This window comes from Streptococcus oralis (genome assembly GCF_019929345.1).
Taxonomy (GTDB): Bacteria; Bacillota; Bacilli; order Lactobacillales; family Streptococcaceae; genus Streptococcus.
The window spans coordinates 1-19362 of sequence record NZ_JAHZPJ010000015.1 but is presented as its reverse complement, the minus strand read 5'-3'; the positions used below and the strand labels follow the sequence as shown (position 1 = coordinate 19362).

At 40.9% G+C, this 19362-nt stretch carries 12 protein-coding genes and 1 pseudogene; 12 read left to right on the top strand and 1 reads right to left on the bottom strand.

The annotated features are described in order from the left end of the window. The first annotated feature begins 31 nt into the window (after positions 1 to 31). A complete protein-coding gene (locus tag K1I97_RS09070; RefSeq protein WP_223332236.1) occupies positions 32 to 871 on the top strand; it encodes a thymidylate synthase in 840 nt (279 codons plus the stop codon). 42 nt (positions 872 to 913) lie between these two features. Here K1I97_RS09070 and K1I97_RS09065 read toward each other — a convergent pair whose 3' ends face one another. Further along, positions 914 to 1084, bottom strand: a complete 171-nt coding sequence (locus K1I97_RS09065; RefSeq protein WP_001051782.1) for a DUF3042 family protein — start codon at positions 1082 to 1084, stop codon at positions 914 to 916. 120 nt (positions 1085 to 1204) lie between these two features. Between K1I97_RS09065 and miaA the strand changes: the two genes are divergently transcribed. The 11 genes and pseudogenes from miaA to K1I97_RS09010 all read left to right on the top strand — a co-directional run. Beyond that, positions 1205 to 2089, top strand: coding sequence for a tRNA (adenosine(37)-N6)-dimethylallyltransferase MiaA (gene miaA / locus K1I97_RS09060; RefSeq protein ID WP_223332235.1), 885 nt, complete (start codon positions 1205 to 1207; stop codon positions 2087 to 2089). Then, positions 2082 to 3320 carry a GTPase HflX gene (gene hflX, locus K1I97_RS09055; RefSeq protein ID WP_223332234.1) on the top strand — a complete coding sequence of 413 codons (1239 nt, stop codon included), beginning with the start codon at positions 2082 to 2084 and terminating at the stop codon, positions 3318 to 3320. The genes miaA and hflX overlap by 8 nt, the downstream gene beginning before the upstream one ends. Continuing rightward, a complete protein-coding gene (locus K1I97_RS09050; protein WP_223332233.1) occupies positions 3313 to 3936 on the top strand; it encodes a cystathionine beta-lyase in 624 nt (207 codons plus the stop codon). The genes hflX and K1I97_RS09050 overlap by 8 nt, the downstream gene beginning before the upstream one ends. A gap of 14 nt (positions 3937 to 3950) precedes the next feature. Next, positions 3951 to 4880 (top strand): ribonuclease Z, encoded by a 930-nt coding sequence (rnz, locus tag K1I97_RS09045; RefSeq protein ID WP_223332232.1) that lies wholly within the window; start codon positions 3951 to 3953, stop codon positions 4878 to 4880. Positions 4881 to 4908: 28 nt separating this feature from the next. After that, positions 4909 to 5400: a DUF7832 domain-containing protein gene (locus K1I97_RS09040; RefSeq protein WP_223332231.1), complete on the top strand. Its 492-nt coding sequence runs from the start codon at positions 4909 to 4911 to the stop codon at positions 5398 to 5400. 28 nt (positions 5401 to 5428) lie between these two features. After that, positions 5429 to 6184, top strand: coding sequence for an SDR family NAD(P)-dependent oxidoreductase (locus K1I97_RS09035; protein ID WP_223332230.1), 756 nt, complete (start codon positions 5429 to 5431; stop codon positions 6182 to 6184). A 249-nt stretch (positions 6185 to 6433) separates the two neighbouring features. After that, positions 6434 to 13396 (top strand): LPXTG-anchored adhesin/beta-galactosidase BgaA, encoded by a 6963-nt coding sequence (bgaA, locus tag K1I97_RS09030; RefSeq protein WP_223332229.1) that lies wholly within the window; start codon positions 6434 to 6436, stop codon positions 13394 to 13396. Positions 13397 to 13765: 369 nt separating this feature from the next. Next, positions 13766 to 15358, top strand: coding sequence for an accessory Sec system protein Asp1 (asp1, locus tag K1I97_RS09025; RefSeq protein ID WP_223332228.1), 1593 nt, complete (start codon positions 13766 to 13768; stop codon positions 15356 to 15358). Then, positions 15345 to 16907, top strand: a complete 1563-nt coding sequence (gene asp2, locus K1I97_RS09020) for an accessory Sec system protein Asp2 (protein WP_223332227.1) — start codon at positions 15345 to 15347, stop codon at positions 16905 to 16907. The genes asp1 and asp2 overlap by 14 nt, the downstream gene beginning before the upstream one ends. After that, positions 16904 to 17938, top strand: a complete 1035-nt coding sequence (gene asp3, locus K1I97_RS09015; protein WP_223332226.1) for an accessory Sec system protein Asp3 — start codon at positions 16904 to 16906, stop codon at positions 17936 to 17938. The genes asp2 and asp3 overlap by 4 nt, the downstream gene beginning before the upstream one ends. A 328-nt stretch (positions 17939 to 18266) precedes the next feature. Beyond that, positions 18267 to 19362, top strand: a pseudogene (locus K1I97_RS09010) (hypothetical protein); the annotation flags it as partial.

Genomic DNA, 19362 nt, shown 5'->3' with positions numbered 1-19362 from the left:
CTAGTTAAGACTACAAAAGAGGTAAGCGTAAATGACAAAAGCAGATACGATTTTTAAAGAAAATATTGAACGAATCCTCAAAGACGGTGTCTTTTCTGAACAAGCACGTCCTAAGTACAAGGATGGGACTATTGCCAACTCCAAGTACATAACGGGTGCCTTTGCGGAGTATGATTTGTCTAAAGGGGAATTTCCCATCACAACCTTGCGTCCCATTGCAATCAAATCCGCCATCAAGGAAGTACTCTGGATTTACCAAGATCAGTCTAATAGCCTAGATGTTCTCAATGATAAGTACAATGTTCACTACTGGAATGACTGGGAAGTGGGAGATACGGGAACCATTGGTGAGCGGTATGGGGCTGTCGTTAAGAAATACGATATTATTAATAAGATTCTCAAGCAGTTGGAAGCCAACCCTTGGAATCGTCGCAATATCATCTCTCTCTGGGATTATCAAGCTTTTGAGGAGACGGACGGCCTCCTTCCATGCGCCTTTCAGACCATGTTTGATGTCCGTCGTGTTGATGGGGACATCTATCTGGATGCGACTTTGACCCAGCGTTCGAATGACATGCTGGTTGCTCACCACATTAACGCTATGCAGTACGTAGCTTTGCAAATGATGATTGCCAAGCATTTCGGCTGGAAGGTTGGGAAGTTTTTCTATTTTATCAACAACCTTCATATCTATGATAATCAATTTGAACAAGCAGAGGAATTGCTCCGTCGTGAGCCGTCAAACTGCCAACCACGTTTGGTTTTAAATGTTCCTGATGGGACTAATTTCTTTGATATCAAAGCGGAAGACTTTGAGTTGGTTGACTATGATCCAGTCAAGCCACAACTGAAGTTTGATTTGGCTATTTAAGGAAATAAAAAGAAGTTGAGATTTCTCAACTTCTTTTGTTGCTTAATGTGATACGCGTCGGCGAGCTGCTTTTTTGCGGTTTTCTTCGATGAAAGCTGCTTTTTGCTCTTCTGGCTCAATCACTTTCTTTTTAATTGCGTATACTGCACCTGCAACGGCAGCGACAGTTCCTGCGACACCTGTTACAAGACCTTTAGCGAATCCTTTAGCCATGAGTCTTCCTCCTTTATCTTCCCGATCAGCCAGGCTCCTCAAGTGGTAGCATTTTTCTGACTGACCTTTTTGTGATATAATAATAGTAACGAAAAAATGGAAATTTTTCAAGGAAAAAAGATGAAAACAAAAATAATTGTGATTGTTGGACCGACTGCTGTTGGGAAGACAGCCCTTGCTATTGAAGTGGCCAAGCGCTTTGGTGGAGAGGTCGTAAGTGGTGACAGTCAGCAAGTATACAGAGGGTTGGATATTGGAACAGCCAAGGCTAGCCTAGAGGAGCAAGCTGTTGTTCCTCATCATTTGATTGATGTCAGAGAGGTGACCGAGTCTTACTCGGCTTTTGATTTTGTTTCAGAAGCTAAGAAGGCTATCGAGAATATTCAAAGCTGGGGTAAGCTTGCTATTATAGCGGGAGGTACAGGGCTTTATATCCAGAGCTTGTTGGAAGGCTACCATCTAGGTGGGGAAATACCTCATGAGGAGATTTTAGCTTATCGGGCTAGCTTGGACCCTTATACAGATGAGGAATTAGTTCATCTTGTGGAGCAAGCAGGTCTTGAAATTCCTCAATTTAATCGTCGTCGTGCTATGCGTGCCTTGGAGATTGCCCATTTTGGTCAGGATTTGAAAAATCAGGGAAGTCCTTATGAGCCACTGATTATCTGCTTGGATGATGAACGCAGTCAACTCTATGAGCGTATCAACCACCGAGTGGATTTGATGTTTGAGGCCGGACTTTTGGACGAGGCCAAGTGGCTTTTTGACCATTATCCAGATGTGCAGGCAGCCAAAGGCATTGGCTACAAGGAACTATTTCCTTATTTCCGTGGGGAGCAAACTCTTGAGAAAGCCAGCGATAGTCTCAAACAGGCGACCCGCCGTTTTGCTAAGCGTCAGTTGACCTGGTTCCGTAATCGCATGCAGGTCACCTTTTATCAGATAGGAGAGCCTGGTGTGCAAGACCGTATTTTAAGCCAGATTGAGGAGTTTTTAGATGATTGAAACGGAGAAAAAAGAGGAACGTGTCCTACTCATCGGTGTGGAATTGCAGGGCATGGATAATTTTGATCTCTCTATGGAAGAATTGGCCAGTCTAGCCAAGACAGCTGGGGCCGTCGTTGTGGATAGCTACAGGCAAAAACGTGAAAAATATGACTCCAAGACCTTCGTCGGATCTGGTAAGTTGGAAGAGATTGCGCGGATGGTTGATGCTGAAGAAATTACCACAGTCATTGTCAACAACCGTTTGACTCCACGGCAAAATGTCAATCTAGAAGAAGTTCTGGGAGTTAAGGTTATTGACCGTATGCAGTTGATTCTGGATATCTTTGCTATGCGAGCTCGAAGCCATGAAGGGAAACTCCAAGTGCATTTGGCCCAGCTCAAATATCTCTTACCCCGCTTGGTTGGTCAGGGAATTATGCTCAGCCGTCAGGCAGGGGGAATTGGTTCCCGTGGACCTGGTGAAAGTCAGTTGGAACTGAACCGTCGTAGTGTTCGTAATCAAATTACAGATATCGAGCGTCAGCTCAAAGTGGTTGAGAAAAACCGGGCGACAGTCAGAGAAAAACGTCTGGAGTCTAGCACCTTTAAGATTGGTTTGATTGGTTATACCAATGCTGGGAAATCGACCATTATGAACACCTTGACCAGTAAGACCCAGTATGAGGCTGATGAATTGTTTGCGACTCTGGATGCGACAACCAAGAGTATCCATCTGGGGGGCAACCTTCAGGTGACTTTAACTGATACGGTTGGATTTATCCAAGATTTGCCGACTGAATTGGTGTCCAGTTTTAAGTCAACCTTGGAAGAAAGCAAGCATGTGGACCTGCTAGTTCATGTCATCGATGCCAGCAATCCTTATCACGAGGAACATGAAAAAACAGTCCTGTCTATCATGAAAGACTTAGATATGGAGGATATTCCTCGCCTGACTCTTTACAATAAAGCGGATTTGGTGGAGGATTTCACGCCTACTCAAACGCCTTATGCCCTCATTTCTGCCAAGTCTGAGGATGGTCGTGAGAACTTGCAAGCATTATTGCTAGATAAGATTAAGGAAATTTTTAAAGCCTTTACTCTGCGCGTGCCCTTTTCTAAGTCCTACAAGATACATGATTTAGAAAGTGTGGCGATTCTTGAAGAACGTGACTACCAAGATGACGGAGAAGTGATCACAGGCCACATTTCGGAGAAAAATAAATGGAGATTAGAGGAATTTTATGACTGATATCAAAACCTTAGCTTTAAAATATGGGGGCTATACAAGTCTGGACAAGGTCTATCTGGATCAGCTTCTAGCTGGGAAGACAGTGCAGGAGCAGCTAGCCCTCATCACCCCTCCTCCGAGTGTAGTCAATGCCTACTTTGCTGAACTCTACCAGAAAAAGAGTCCTCAAGCTGCGACGGATTATTTTGCAGAACTCAGTCAGGAACTGAACCTCTACAATGCTGAGCCAAGTTTCACCTTTGAAAATAAGCCTTTTATTCGTCTTAATTTATCTGGTAAATCCTTTGGCTTTTGCTACGAGGAAGATGGTCTTGGACGGATTTTCTCAGAAGCTGAGGAAGCAATCACGGATGCCTTGCTTTTTGAGATTGCGCAAATTTTCCCCCATCAGCTAGTCTTTGAAGAGTTTGGAAAGATTTATATGAAGCATGTCGGGGACGAGGAAGTTGTTAGTGTAGAAAATCTCACAGCTTTGACAGATTTGGAAAGCTTGGCTGATGGTCGCAAGCGTCTCAAAGGATACAGCCAAGAGGATTTACTGCAAGAAGCTGTTGCTTTTTCTGGCAAGCGTTATTTCCGATCGGAAAATCGCACAGCCATGTTATATATTGATTAATTAGAAAGTATCGAATGGATATTCAATTTTTAGGAACAGGGGCTGGTCAGCCCTCCAAAGCTCGCAACGTTTCAAGTCTCGCCCTGAAACTCTTGGACGAGATTAACGAAGTTTGGCTCTTTGACTGTGGAGAAGGAACGCAAAATCGCATTCTGGAAACCACGATTCGACCACGGAAGGTCAGCAAAATCTTTATCACTCACTTGCATGGAGACCACATCTTTGGCCTGCCAGGATTCCTTTCTAGCCGTGCCTTTCAGGCCAATGAGGAGCAGACAGATTTGGACATTTATGGGCCGCAAGGGATCAAGTCATTTGTCTTAACCAGCCTTCGTGTGTCAGGTTCTCGTTTGCCCTACCGCATTCATTTTCATGAATTTGATCAAGATTCTCTAGGGAAAATCCTTGAAACCGATAAATTCACTGTGTATGCAGAGGAGCTGGACCACACTATTTTCTGTGTTGGCTATCGTGTCATGCAAAAGGACCTAGAAGGTACCTTGGATGCTGAAAAACTCAAGGCTGCCGGTGTTCCGTTCGGCCCGCTTTTTGGAAAAATCAAAAACAGTCAGGATATTGTTCTCGAAGATGGAACTGAAATCAAGGCAGCTGACTATATCTCAGCTCCCCGTCCGGGCAAAATTATCACTATTCTAGGTGACACCCGAAAAAGCAATGCCAGTGTTCGTCTAGCTGTCAACGCCGATGTCCTTGTCCACGAGTCCACTTATGGTAAGGGAGATGAAAAAATTGCCCGCAATCACGGTCACTCAACCAATATGCAGGCAGCGCAAGTAGCGGCTGAAGCCGGTGCCAAACGCCTCTTGCTCAATCATATCAGTGCTCGTTTCCTCTCAAAAGATATCAGTCAGCTCAAGAAAGATGCGGCTAGTATTTTTGAAAATGTCCATGTGGTTAAAGATCTGGAAGAGGTTGAGTTATAATGTTACAGTTCGTTGAGAGGGAAATAAGATGATTGTTGAAAATCGTTTATTGGATAAAGCAGATTGGTATTTTGAGGATGCATTAACCAACTATCTTTACAGCTACCAATTACAAAATGAGGAATTGACACAAGATGATTACCGAGAGATTCATCGTTGGGCTGCGAATCATATTGGCTTTTTCGTTACTTGGCTCATCCAGCATGATGCAAAGGAAATGATGTCTCCTGATGAAGAAACGGTATTTCAAAGTGTAAAAAATGAGCAAACTTTGGGTGTTGATTATCTTTTAGACTGGTGCGATGGTAAACTGGGAATAATGGATATTACAAAGGATTTTCAGGCTTTTGTAAATGACTATTATGAACATCAGTATATGGATGATTATTCCGAATTTGTAGTCAATGACTTGTATGACTTGCCTTTAGAATTTTTAGGTAGCTGGGAGGATTATCATCTGTTTGCTGCTGTCATTGACCAAGCTTATGCTCATTATTTAGCTGGAAAAAGATTTCATTAAATTGACCAATACTTTGAAAGGAATAGAGATGCGCACCATCATCATAACTGGGGCTAGCGGTGGCTTAGCCCAAGAAATGGTTAAACTCTTGCCAAATGACCAACTCATCTTACTAGGTAGAAACAAGGAAAAACTGTTGGAGCTATATGGAAATCATCCCCATGCAGAATTGATTGAAATCGACATTACTGATGACTCAGCCCTAGAAACTCTGGTAGTTTATCTCTATCTCCGTTATGGCAAGATTGATGTCTTGATTAACAACGCTGGCTATGGAATTTTTGAAGATTTCGACCAGATCTCTGTTCAAGACATTCACCAGATGTTTGAGGTCAATACCTTTGCTCTGATGAATCTGTCTCGTCGTCTTGGAGCTCGTATGAAGGAAAGGGGAAAGGGCCATATCATCAATATTGTCAGCATGGCAGGCTTGATAGCGACTAGCAAGTCCAGTCTCTATTCAGCAAGCAAGTTTGCGGCTATTGGTTTTTCAAATGCTTTGCGCCTCGAACTCATGCCCTATGGTGTTTATGTGACGACAGTCAATCCAGGACCGATTCGTACTGCCTTTTTTGACCAGGCTGACCCAGATGGCAGCTACCTCCAGTCTGTGGACCGTTTTCTCTTGGAACCAGATGCAGTCGCTAGAAAGATTGTCAAAACCATAGGAAAAAACAAACGGGAACTCAATCTCCCAGTTTTATTGAAGCTAGCCCATAAGCTTTATACCCTCTTCCCCAAATTAGCCGATAAGTTGGCAGGGGGAATCTTTAATTATAAGTAAAAGGAGTTCCTTACAAGAGGAACTTTTTATAGTATTTAACTGAGTGTCAAGAAATGTTTGATTTTGTTTTAAAACTACATTCATATTTTTAAAATCCTCTACAAATTTTAGAAAAAACAATCAAAATTATGATTTTTTGTGTTTAGGGTATTGAAATTTCCTATATTGTTTTATAAAATAGAACTAAAAGGCTATGAAAAAAGTAATGCGCTTACAAATAAATGAAAGCGGTTGCTAAAGGAGGATTTTATGGAAAAAGGCCATTGGAATCGTAAAAGAGTCTACAGTATTCGTAAGTTTGCTGTAGGAGCTTGCTCTGTCATGATTGGAACCTGTGCGGTTCTATTTGGAGGAAGTGTCGTTGGAGAATCACCAGTTTTCGCGGATGAAACTCCTATTACTCACACTGTGGAAAGTCCGGCAGTAGAGGAAAAAGAGGATCAAGCTGTAGCAGAGCACAAGGATGCTGCAAGTGTCGATCAAAGTCAAGCTGCTCCAATTGAAGCAAGCAAACCAGAGCAGAAAGAAGATGAAACTGTAGCTCCAAAAGAGGAGAAAGCATCTCTAAAACCTGAAGAAACAGCTCCAAAGGTAGAATCCCAAGCTTCAAGTCAAGAAAAGCCTGTCAAGGAAGATTTGAAAGCTGTGACAAATGAAGAAGTGAATCAAATGATTGAAGATAGAAAAGTAGATTTTAATCAAAATTGGCACTTTAAACTCAATGCGAATCCTAAAGAAGCTGTGAAACCAGATGCAGATGTATCGACATGGCAAAAATTGGATCTCCCACATGACTGGAGTATCTTTAACGATTTTGACCATCAGTCACCTGCCCAAAACGAAGGTGGACAGCTCAATGGTGGTGAAGCTTGGTATCGTAAGACATTTAAACTTGATGAAAAAGATCTCAAGAAAAATGTTCGTGTGACCTTTGATGGTGTCTACATGGACTCTCAAGTCTATGTTAATGGCCAGTTAGTGGGACATTACCCAAATGGTTACAACCAGTTTTCATACGATATCACCAAATACCTTCATAAAGATGGTCGTGAGAATGTGATTGCTGTCCATGCGATCAACAAACAACCAAGTAGCCGTTGGTATTCAGGTAGTGGTATCTATCGTGATGTGACCTTGCAAGTTACTGATAAGGTTCATGTTGAGAAAAATGGGACAACCATCCTAACGCCAAAACTTGAAGAACAGCAACACGGCAAGGTTGAAACTCATGTAGCCAGCAAAATTGTCAATACAGATGATAAAGACCATGAACTTGTGGCAGAATATCAAATCGTTGAACGTGGTGGTCAGGCTGTAACAGGTGTGGTTCGTACAGCAAGTCGTACCTTGAAAGCACATGAATCAACAAGTCTTGATGCGATTTTAGAAGTTGAACAACCAAAACTCTGGACAGTTTTAAATGACAAACCTGCCTTGTATGAACTGGTTACGCGTGTTTACCGTGACGGTCAGTTGGTTGATGCTAAGAAGGATTTGTTTGGTTACCGTTACTATCACTGGACTCCAAATGAAGGTTTCTCTTTGAATGGTGAACGCATTAAATTCCATGGTGTTTCCTTGCACCATGACCACGGAGCACTTGGAGCAGAAGAAAACTATAAGGCAGAATACCGTCGTCTCAAACAAATGAAGGAGATGGGCGTTAATGCCATCCGTACAACTCATAACCCTGCAAGTCCACAGACCTTGCAAATCGCAGCAGAGCTTGGTTTGCTCGTTCAGGAAGAGGCTTTTGATACTTGGTATGGTGGCAAGAAACCTTATGACTACGGGCGTTTCTTTGAAAAAGACGCCACTCACCCAGAAGCCAGAAAAGGTGAAAAATGGTCTGACTACGATCTTCGTACCATGGTCGAAAGAGATAAAAATAACCCAGCTGTCTTCATGTGGTCTATCGGGAATGAAATTGGTGAAGCAGATGGAAAGGCTCACTCTCTTGCAACAGTTAAACGCTTAGTAAAAGTGATTAAAGATGTTGATAAGACTCGCTATGTTACCATGGGAGCAGATAAGTTCCGCTTTGGAGATGGTAGTGGTGGCCATGAGAAGATTGCCGAAGAACTTGATGCGGTTGGTTTCAACTACTCAGAAGACAACTACAAGAAACTTCGTGCGAAACATCCAAACTGGTTGATTTATGGTTCAGAAACATCTTCAGCAACCCGTACACGCGGTAGCTACTATCGTCCTGAAAGTGAATTGAAACATAGTAACGGACCTGAACGTAACTACGAACAGTCTGACTATGGTAATGACCGAGTTGGCTGGGGTAAAACGGCAACAGATTCATGGACCTTTGACCGTGACAATGCTGGCTATGCTGGACAGTTTATCTGGACAGGTACGGACTATATCGGTGAGCCTACGCCATGGCACAACCAAAACCAAACTCCCGTTAAGAGCTCTTACTTTGGTATCGTAGATACAGCCGGTATTCCAAAAAATGACTTTTATCTCTACCAAAGCCAATGGGTTTCTGCCAAGAAGAAACCGATGGTGCACCTCCTTCCTCACTGGAACTGGGAAAATAGAGAATTGGCATCGAAAGTCGAAGATGCAGACGGAAAAATCCCAGTTCGCGCCTATTCAAACGCTGCAAGCGTAGAATTATTCTTGAACGGTCAATCTCTTGGAGTTAAGACCTTCAACAAAAAACAAACCAGCGATGGCCGTACCTACCAAGAAGGTGCCAATGCTAAGGAACTCTATCTTGAGTGGAAGGTTGCTTACCAACCAGGTACTTTGGAAGCTGTAGCTCGCGATGAAGCTGGAAAAGAAATTGCACGTGACAAGATTACCACTGCAGGCCAACCAGCAGGTGTTCGTCTTATTAAGGAAGAACACGCAATCGCAGCAGATGGAAAAGACTTGACCTACATCTACTACGAAATCGTTGATAGTCAAGGAAATGTAGTGCCAACTGCCAATAATTTGGTTCGTTTCCAATTGCATGGACAAGGTCAACTGGTCGGTGTCGATAATGGGGAACAAGCCAGCCGTGAACGCTATAAGGCGCAAGCGGATGGTTCTTGGATTCGCAGAGCCTTTAACGGTAAAGGTGTTGCCATTGTCAAATCAACTGAACAAGCAGGCAAATTCACGCTAACAGCTCATTCAGATCTCTTGAAATCTGGTCAAGTAACAGTTTTTACTGGTAAGAAAGAAGGACAAGAAAAGACAGTTCTAGGAACAGAGGTACCAAAAGTACGTACTGTTATCGAGAAAGAACCAAAAATGCCGAAGACCGTCGCTTTTGTCTATAGTGATGGCAGTCGTGAAAAACGTCCAGTAACATGGTCTTCTGTTGATGTGAGCCAAGCTGGAGTTGTGACAGTTAAAGGCATGGCAGACGGACGTGAGGTAGAGGCTCGTGTCGAGGTTCTAGCAATTGCCAAAGAACTACCAACTGTTAAACGTGTTGCTCCAGGAACAGATTTGAATGCAGTTGATAAATACGTTTCTATCGCTGTAACAGATGGAAGCGTTCAAGAATACGAAGTGGATAAGTGGGAGATTGCGGCGTCAGATAAAGCCAAACTTTCAGTCGCAGGATCACGTATTCAAATGACTGGTCAACTGGGTGGTGAGACTATTCACGCTACCCTTGTGGTAGAAGAAGGTAATCCTGCGGCTCCTGCAGTACCAAATGTAACGGTTGGTGATGAAGCTGTCACAGGACTTACTAGTCAAAAACCAATGCAATACCGCACTCTTGCTTACGGTGCATCCTTGCCAGAAGTTGTAGCAAGTGCTGAAAATGCGGATGTTACTGTAGTCCAAGCAAGTGCAGCAAACGGCATGCGTGCAAGCATCTATGTTCAACCAAAAGATGGTGGACCTCTTCAAACCTATGCAATTCAATTCCTTGAAGAAGCACCAAAAATTGACCACTTGAGCTTACAAGTAGAGCAAGCTGACGGTCTTAAAGAAGACCAAACAGTGAAATTGTCTGTACACGCTCACTATCAAGACGGAACACAAGCAGTTTTACCAGCTGATAAAGTAACCTTCTCTACAAGTGGTGAAGGGGAAGTCGCAGTTCGTAAAGGAATGCTTGAGTTGCATAAGCCAGGAGGAGTCACTCTGAAAGCGGAATATGATGGAGCTAAAGGCCAAGTTGAACTCACTATCCAAGCCAGTACTGAGACGAAGGTTGCACAATCTATCCGTCCAGTAAATGTAGTGACAGACTTGCATCAAGAACCAAGTCTTCCAGCAACAGTAACAGTTGAGTATGACAAAGGTTTCCCTAAAGCGCACAAAGTCACTTGGCAAGCCATTCCAAAAGAAAAACTCGACCACTATCAAACCTTTGAAGTTCTAGGTAAAGTTGAAGGTCTGAATCTTGAAGCGCGTGCAAAAGTCTCTGTAGAAGGTATCGTTTCAGTTGAAGAAGTCAGTGTGACGACCCCAATCGCAGAAGCACCACAATTACCAGAAAGTGTTCGTACCTACGATTCAAATGGTCACGTTTCATCAGCTAAGGTTACTTGGGATGCGATTCGTCCAGAGCAATACGCCAAGGAAGGTGTCTTTACAGTTAATGGTCGCCTAGAAGGTACGCAATTAACAACTAAACTTCATGTTCGCGTATCTGCTCAAACTGAGCAAGGTGCAAATATTTCTGACCAATGGACAGGTTCAGAATTACCACTTGCCTTTGCTTCAGACTCAAATCCAAGCGACCCAGTTTCAAATGTTAATGACAAACTCATTTCCTACAATAACCAACCAGCTAACCGTTGGACAAACTGGAATCGTAAGAAAGACGCATCAGTAGGAGTTCTCTTTGGTGACTCTGGTATTTTGAGCAAACGCTCTGTTGATAACTTAAGTGTTGGATTCCACGAAGACCACGGAGTTGGTGTACCGAAGTCTTATGTGATTGAATATTATGTCGGTAATACCGTTCCAACAGCACCTAAAAACCCTAGCTTTGTTGAAACTGAAAATCATGTCTTTAACGATCCAGCTAACTGGAAACCTGTTACCAATCTCAAAGCACCAGCTCAATTAAAAGCTGGAGAAATGAATCATTTCACCTTTGACAAGGTTGAAACCTATGCTGTCCGTATTCGTATGGTAAGAGCAGACAACAAACTTGGAACCTCTATTACAGAAGTACAAATCTTTGCGAAACAAGTCGCAGCGGCTAAACAAGGACAAACAAGAATCAAAGTTGACGGTAAAGACTTAACAAACTTCAACCCTGATTTGACAGACTACTACCTTGAGTCTGTAAATGGAAAAGTTCCTACAGTAACAGCAAGTGTTAGCAATAATGGTCTCGCTACCGTTGTTCCAAGTGTTCGTGAAGGTGAGCCAGTTCGTGTCGTCGCGAAAGCTGAAAATGGCGACATCCTAGGAGAATACCGTCTACACTTTACAAGCAATAAAGACTTGCTCTCTCGTAAACCAGTTGCCGCGGCCAAACAAGCTCGCTTGATACAAGTAGGGCAACCTCTTGAATTGCCAACTAAGGTTCCTGTTTACTTCACAGGTAAAGACGGTTACGAAACAAAAGACTTGGCAGTGGAATGGGAAGAAGTTCCAGCAGAAAATCTGACAAAAGCAGGTCAATTTACCGTTCGAGGTCGTGTCCTTGGTAGTGACCTCGTTGCTGAGTTCACTGTACGAGTGACAGACAAACTTGGTGAGGCTCTCTCAAACAACCCTAACTATGATGAAAACAGTAACCAAGCCTTTGCTTCTGCAACTAATGATATTGATTCAAGTTCACATGACCGTGTAGACTATATCAATGATGGAGACCACAATGAAAATCGTCGTTGGACAAACTGGTCTCCAACACCATCTTCTAATCCAGAAGTATCAGCAGGTGTTATCTTCCGTGAAAATGGCAAGATTGTCGAACGGACTGTTGCGCAAGCCAAACTCCACTTCTTTGCAGATAGTGGTACGGATGCACCATCTAAACTTGTTTTGGAACGCTATATCGGTCCAGACTTTGAAGTGCCTACCTACTATTCAAACTATCAAGCCTATGAATCAGGTCATCCATTCAACAATCCAGATAACTGGGAAGCTGTTCCTTATCGTGCGGATAAAGACATTGAAGCTGGTGATGAAATCAACGTAACATTTAAAGCCGTGAAAGCCAAAGTCATGAGATGGCGTATGGAGCGTAAGGGTGATAAGAGCGGTGTTGCGATGATTGAGATGACCTTCCTTGCACCGAGCGAGTATGCTCAAGAAAGCACTGCATCAAAGATTCTAGTAGATGGAAAAGAACTTCCTGATTTCGCTGAAAACCGTCAAGATTATCAAGTAACCTATAGCGGACAGCGTCCAAAAGTGACCGTTCAAGAAAGCAATCAAGTGGCTTCAACAGTTGTAGATAGTGGCGATGATAGCCTTCCAGTACTTGTTCGTCTCCTTTCAGAAAGTGGAAAACAAGTCAAGGAATACCGTATCCAGTTAACCAAGGAAAAACCAGTTTCTGAGAAAACAGCCCCTGCTGTTCAAGAAGAGAATCCAAGTCTTGAGGTTGTCGAAAAAGAACTTGCCTTCCAGACTGTAGAAAAAGAAGATTCAAGTCTATATGTTGGTGAAAGCCGTGTGGCTCAAGAAGGACAAGTTGGTAAGGAACGCATTCTTACATCTGTTAGTCCAGACGGAACTCGTGAAGAGAAACTCCGTGAAGTGCTTCAGGCTCCTGTTAACCGGGTTCTTCTCGTTGGAACTAAGCGAGGTACAGCCCAACCACTTGATGGAGCTACAGGTTTGGTTCATGAAAAACCAAAACTTCTGGTTGAAGAAGAGGCAATTGATTTCAAAGTTCAAGAACGTAAGAACGATAAACTTCCAGTAGGGCAAACTCGTGTGATCCAAGAAGGCCAAAAAGGTGTACGTGTTCATCTCATCGAAGTGGACAATGGGAAACGCACTCTAAAGGAAACCTTTGATAAGCTAGCATCGCAAGATCGCATAGTAGAAGTGGGAACTGCTGTAGCACAAGAAGAACCAAATTCACAAGTTCCTGTCAATCCAGATGCGCACCAACTGGCTCAAACAGGAGAACAATCTCAAGAAGAAAAAGCGACACAAACTGAAAAAGGTCACCTTCCAAATACAGGAAGTGAGTCTCAGGTGTCAGCTTTAGCAGCAGGATTGGCTCTTTTGGGCTTAGGTGCAGGACTTGCAGCTACTACTCGCAAAAAAGAAGACTAAGTTTAGTTACAAACTAAACTGAACAGGAAAAGGCCAGAGTGACGCTCTGGTCTTTCTATCTGTTACATGAATACATAAACAGAGTTTAGAGACGTTTGAAGAAAGACGCTAAATATGCTATACTAAAAAGAATAACTCTAGCAAAAATGGGTTAAGTTTTGGAGGACTATATAGTGTTGAACCACAGAAAAACACTACAAAATTGACTGATCCATTTTTAGGATTGATTTCGTCTTATGGCTCGTTAAAGTATCTCTGAAGGAAGAGGCTCTTATTTTTGATTGCGACTATCTTCATACGGATCTTGTATACCTTAAGAGTTAAAACTGATTACAATGAAGAATTGAATGTTAAGGAGAATAGAGGGAAATGTTTTACTTTGTACCATCTTGGTATTGTCAAGGCAGGAAATGGTATTCTACAGCTTTGCCTTTTTATTGTTCATCAAACCAGATGATGTTTGATGATACTATGAATTTATTGCAGATGTTTCAACCAGAGAAAAAAGATAGCACAATTCTAATTTTGAACTATTCACCCCATATTCGAACCTTTTTTTATCAAGAGAGAATTGAGCCAGCTAGTATGTGGAATCTATTTGATAGTCTGCAAGGTTTGACAGATGTATTGCCTCGAAAGCTTCGTTTGGACGACTTGAAATGGCCTCAGGGAGTGGAATTTTTTTATACCCCCTTTCTTGTGGATGTTTATTTAGACCAAAAACATTATGCTCAGATTAATTTTTCTCAGACTGGCAATATTTTCGACATTATCTATTTTAAGAATGAACAGACGAACCATCGTTTAATCTTTGATGATCGTGGTATAGTTTCCAGCGTGATTTATTTTGAAAATAACCAACCAAATTATCAAGATTACCTCAATTTACAAGGTAAATGGCAATTTAGAGAATTCTTGACGATAGATAATCGTCAGGTGCTTATCAATCCTGAAGTCCAAGAAGTATTTGCAAAGGCTACTTATCGTGACATTGAAGAATTAATCAAGGAAAAGCTAGAGCAATACTTAGCCTCGTTCCTAGAAAGTGATGATATGGTTATTGTTTCAGCAGATCCTCAGCATAACCATCTTTTCCAAAAAATTAAGATGGCGCACAATGTTATTTTCTCTTTCTTTGGTGAACGCTATCTGATTGAGGAGAAAGAAGAAATACTTGAGGATCTGCAAGATACTCCATTCTTTATTATTGATAGTTTCAACAAGATTCAAAAAATGTATGGGATGGTCGGAGAAGCCCAACTTCCGCCATATTATGAGTTAGCCCCTTATGATATCCATTTACATATTGAAGATGGGCAGCAGGAAAAGCAGCCAACGGTCTATATCAATGTTGATACTTTATCTGAAGAATATCTTCAAACTGTCTTTACGACCATGTTTGATATGATGGTAGAGAATGAGTGGATGAAGTTACTGATTGGAACCCAAAGTTTGGAGTCTGAAAGAGTAGTATTTATCAGACAATTTGTCAAAGAATATTTGTTAAACAAGCTAGCTTCAGAAGAAAAGACATCAATTAATGAAGGAATAAACTCCATAGATAAAGAAGCTACTTTGGATAATGAGAAGAGTTTCAGAGAGCGAATGGAGTTTAGGATGTTCCACAGTGCAGCTGAACTGGCAAAAATGATGAAAGATGTTCGCGTCATTCTTGATTTGGGAAACCCAGCAGATAAATTCACACAAATTGTTGGGATAAGTGGGGGGATACCTCAGATTAATTTATATAATTCTTCTTATGTCAAGCATGGAGAAAATGGATCTATTATAACAGATATTTCTGACCTTAAAAATGTAGTCTTGTATTATTTGACGGGTATAGAGTCTGTACATAAATGCAAGGCACATTCATCTAGTAAGATCGAGCAGTACAAAAAGGGAGAAATTATCGAAATGTGGAAAAACACAATAAAGGAATTAAAGGAAAATGAGAGAGATTAGTGTTCTACAAATTGCTGATGAAAATTGGCAAGAACAATATGATATTCCAAGTAATATAAGGTGGACATTTGTTAAGCCAGAAGACATCGTATCACTTTTGCCTACTGATATTGAGATGCTGAGTAGAAGTAAAGAAGATAGAGCTAGACTCGCAAAGATTTATGACCTTGTATTGGTGGATACGGCAGAGCATTTCGAATACATCACTGTCATGGATATCCTGATTCAACCTTATCGTTTGTTTTACCATGAACGTTGTCAGATTACTACGAAAGATTTGGAAATATTCTTGTTTCGTAAGAAAGCAGTCAAGTTTAACTTTGAAAATCCTGAGCAGATCTTGTATAGTTTTTCTCGAGCTTTTTTTCCTCATCAAAGTGGCTCCAAGCTCAAAGTGAATCATTTGGCAGTTCATCCTCTCTTCAGTGGTCAGACTAACTATGAAGGGAACAATTATCTCAGCTTGGCTGGGCAATTTGGAGAGGATTATCAAACACTAGCAAACTATCAGTATAATATTTATCTGGATGCAGATACCCCTTTGGACTTGTGGCCAGAATTTAGGGTCTCAGGAGACTGCTCGGTCCGCTATGTTATCAAAGGTTATCCTGTCGCGCTTTCTCCAATGCAAGAATGGATTTATGATGAAACGGTCTATGACAAACCTCTAGTTTTAGACATGCAGGATTCCTACTATCTAAGCATTAGTATTCAAGCTAAGGGACAAGGCATCGTGAAAATAGGTCCCCTTCATCATCGAGATTCTCATTTAGGCTATGGTGACTTGTTAGTTGGTGGGAATCGCATTATTGATAAAAATAGAGAGGAACTGATTTATTTCTTCCATCCAGGTGATTTGAAACCACCTCTCAATGTATATTTTTCAGGTTATCGTCCAGCAGAAGGCTTTGAAGGATTCGATATGATGGCTGGTATGGGAGCACCCTTTTTATTGATTGGAGATCCGCGTTTAGAGGGTGGTGGTTTTTATCTTGGGTCAGATGAGTTAGAGCAAAAGCTTATTCAAGTGATTCACCATTGTTTGGATGAATTAGAATTTACAGCTGATCAGCTAGTTTTGTCTGGTTTATCAATGGGGACATTTGGCGCTCTCTATTATGCTTCTAAACTAGAGCCTCACACCGTTATTGTCGGTAAACCCTTGGTAAATTTAGGAGATATTGCTGAAAATGAGTCTTCTCTCCGTCCAGGCGGTTTCCCAACATCTTTAGACATCCTTTATCGTACGATGGGCAAGCTATCTGATGAAACAGCAACAAAACTAAATGAGTATTTTTGGAAATCCTTTAGAGCTGCTGATTTTTCAAGAACAAAATTTATCATAGCATATATGAGTCAGGATGATTATGATGGTCGTGCCTATGCTACCTTGGAGGAAGAACTAAAAAATCGTGACTATAAGGTTAGCATCATTAGTAAGAGTTTTGCTGGACGACATAATGATGATACACAAGGTGTTGTCGAATGGTTTTTTAATCAATACATAGCACTACTAATGAATAGTTTTGAAAGGAAGTTTAATTCGTGAGATACAAAGAGGAAGTCTATTTTGCTTATTGGGATGTGCAAAGTGTATCTCAGTATTTATATGGTTCATCTGTCAGGATTTTAGAAGATGGCCGAGTTTTATATGAGAATCAATTTATGCCGTCTGGAACAGTTATTCACGAATGGTACTCGAAAGCCAATTATCAGGATTTGAGAAATACAAGCCAACTTCCTGATTTGAAACGGGGAGAGAAATACATTATTGGAAGCTACATAGAAACTCTTCCTGAGAGTTCTACTTACTTAAAAGTTATTTTTATGGATTCGAGTGATAGGGAGATTTTTTCTCATAGTGTGAAACAAGGGGAGACAGTAAGTGTTTATGTGCCAAATGATACCCATCACTATAAAATTCAATTAGTGAGTGGTGGTTGCCATCGGTTCTTGTTTGAAGGAATCTATATTGTTCAAGAAGGGATAGCAGACTATACGGTTGATCGTTATTGGATTTCAGATTTACTTTATAAGGATAATAAGAGAGATACTATTTACGTTTGCTTTACAGAGCCTGATCTCAATCGGACAGGTTTTGTTCCAGAAAGAGTGCAAAAACATTTTCCAAATTTAGTGATGGTGAATTCTTCCTATAAAAACGCACTTTTATATATGGAAAAAGATTTTTTCAGAATCCTACTCGAAAAAATTGAGGATTTGTCAGGACAGTATGCTTTTAAAAAAGTGGCTTTTATTGGCTATGGGCCTATTTCAAATATTGCAGCCCTGTTTTATTCAAAACAATTTTTAACTTCTTATGCCTTGGTAACGGATAATTTTCTAGCTGAATTAGACTATCATCACCTACTGGAACGCCATCGAAAACGAGTGCATTATCCGATTTTTAGGGATTTATTGCTATATCGATTTGATTCAACAAGAGTTAAAGAATATGCAAATTTGAAAATGGCAACTCAGGAACTATCCAATTGTGTCCATCTATTAGATCAGTCACTTTTATTACAGAATATAAATCTAGAGACAACAGAAGAGTGGATGAGGAGAAATATAAACTGAAAATAACTTTCTATGGATCAGTTGCCTAAAATTTATAGCAAATTTTAGCTAATGTATGATAGATTTTAGCGAAATGGAATAATTAGAAAGCATCACAGTATGGCTTGCTATAAAAGTTTCTCACATTTTGGTTTAAAAAATTTTGGGAACATTCTATGTGAAAAAATCCTAAACCGAAACTTGCGCATTGTATATGATAAAGCCTATTTCTATATTGATATGAATAACAAAAGAAAATTAGTGGTCTTTTCTGGGTAATGCTTTGACAGATTGAACTTCAAACCTTATAATAGTAGTGATAAATAGTTTTTGGGAGAAAAATAATATAATGAGTAAAAAAGAAGAGTTATCAGGATTTCAGCTCCTGTTATCGAAGATCAAGCGATTGGTCAATGAGGAAGAGAATGACTATGATGATTACCATTCGGATGAAGTCGAAGTGAAACCTGTTAGCAAAAAGATGAGGGAACAAAAAGAAATGGTGAGGAAAGCTAGTGAGAGTTTTGAATTACCATTAGAGTCTGTTTCAGTTATGGAAGTTCTAGAAGCTTTCCAAGAAAAAAATAGTTTAAACATGGCTGAATTGATAAAAAATGTCAGCTTGAGTTTATCGACTAGTGCACTAGCTTCACTGAGTGAGTTCATCGCAGTTTCTTACAGTGAATCTTATAGTCAAAGTATTTCTGAAAAGGGCTACTCTTTGCGTAATTCAATGTCTGCTTCTTACTCGATTAGTGATTCTTTTTCAGTGTCAGAATCTCTCTCAGTTTCTTCTGTTGAAGAATCTATGAGCCATAGTTTATATGTCTCTGATTCAGAAAGCTTATTGTCTAGCCAAAGTGCTAGTGTAGCAGAGTTAGAATCACTTAGTGTTTCGCAGTCTTTGTCAGTTAGTGCTTCTTCGTTAGAAAGTGAAGAAACGAGCACCTTAGAATCGAAAGAAACCTTTGCTTCTGCCTCTATCTCAGATGGCAGTTCAGCCCCTGTCTCAGAAAGCGAAAGCTACAGTGATTCAGCTTCACAAGAACTTATCGCCTCTGTTTCAATCAGTACCTCAGACTTTATTTCAGAGAGTGAGGAAACAAGTATTTTAGAATCAGAATCCATTTCTGAAAGTTCTTCTGATTTTGTATTTGAAAGTGAGAGTCATAGTGAATCAGAATCACAGCAAGTTATTGACTCCGTTTCCATCAGCACTATGGATTCTGTTTCCGAGAGTGAGGAATTAAGTATTTTAGAATCAGAATCTATTTCTGAAAGTTCTTCAGATTTTGTCTCAGAAAGCGAAAGCTACAGTGAATCAGCTTCACAAGAACTTATTGCCTCTGTTTCCATCAGCACTACGGCTTCTGTTTCCGAGAGTGAGGAATTAAGTATTTTAGAATCAGAATCTATTTCTGAAAGTTCTTCAGATTTTGTCTCAG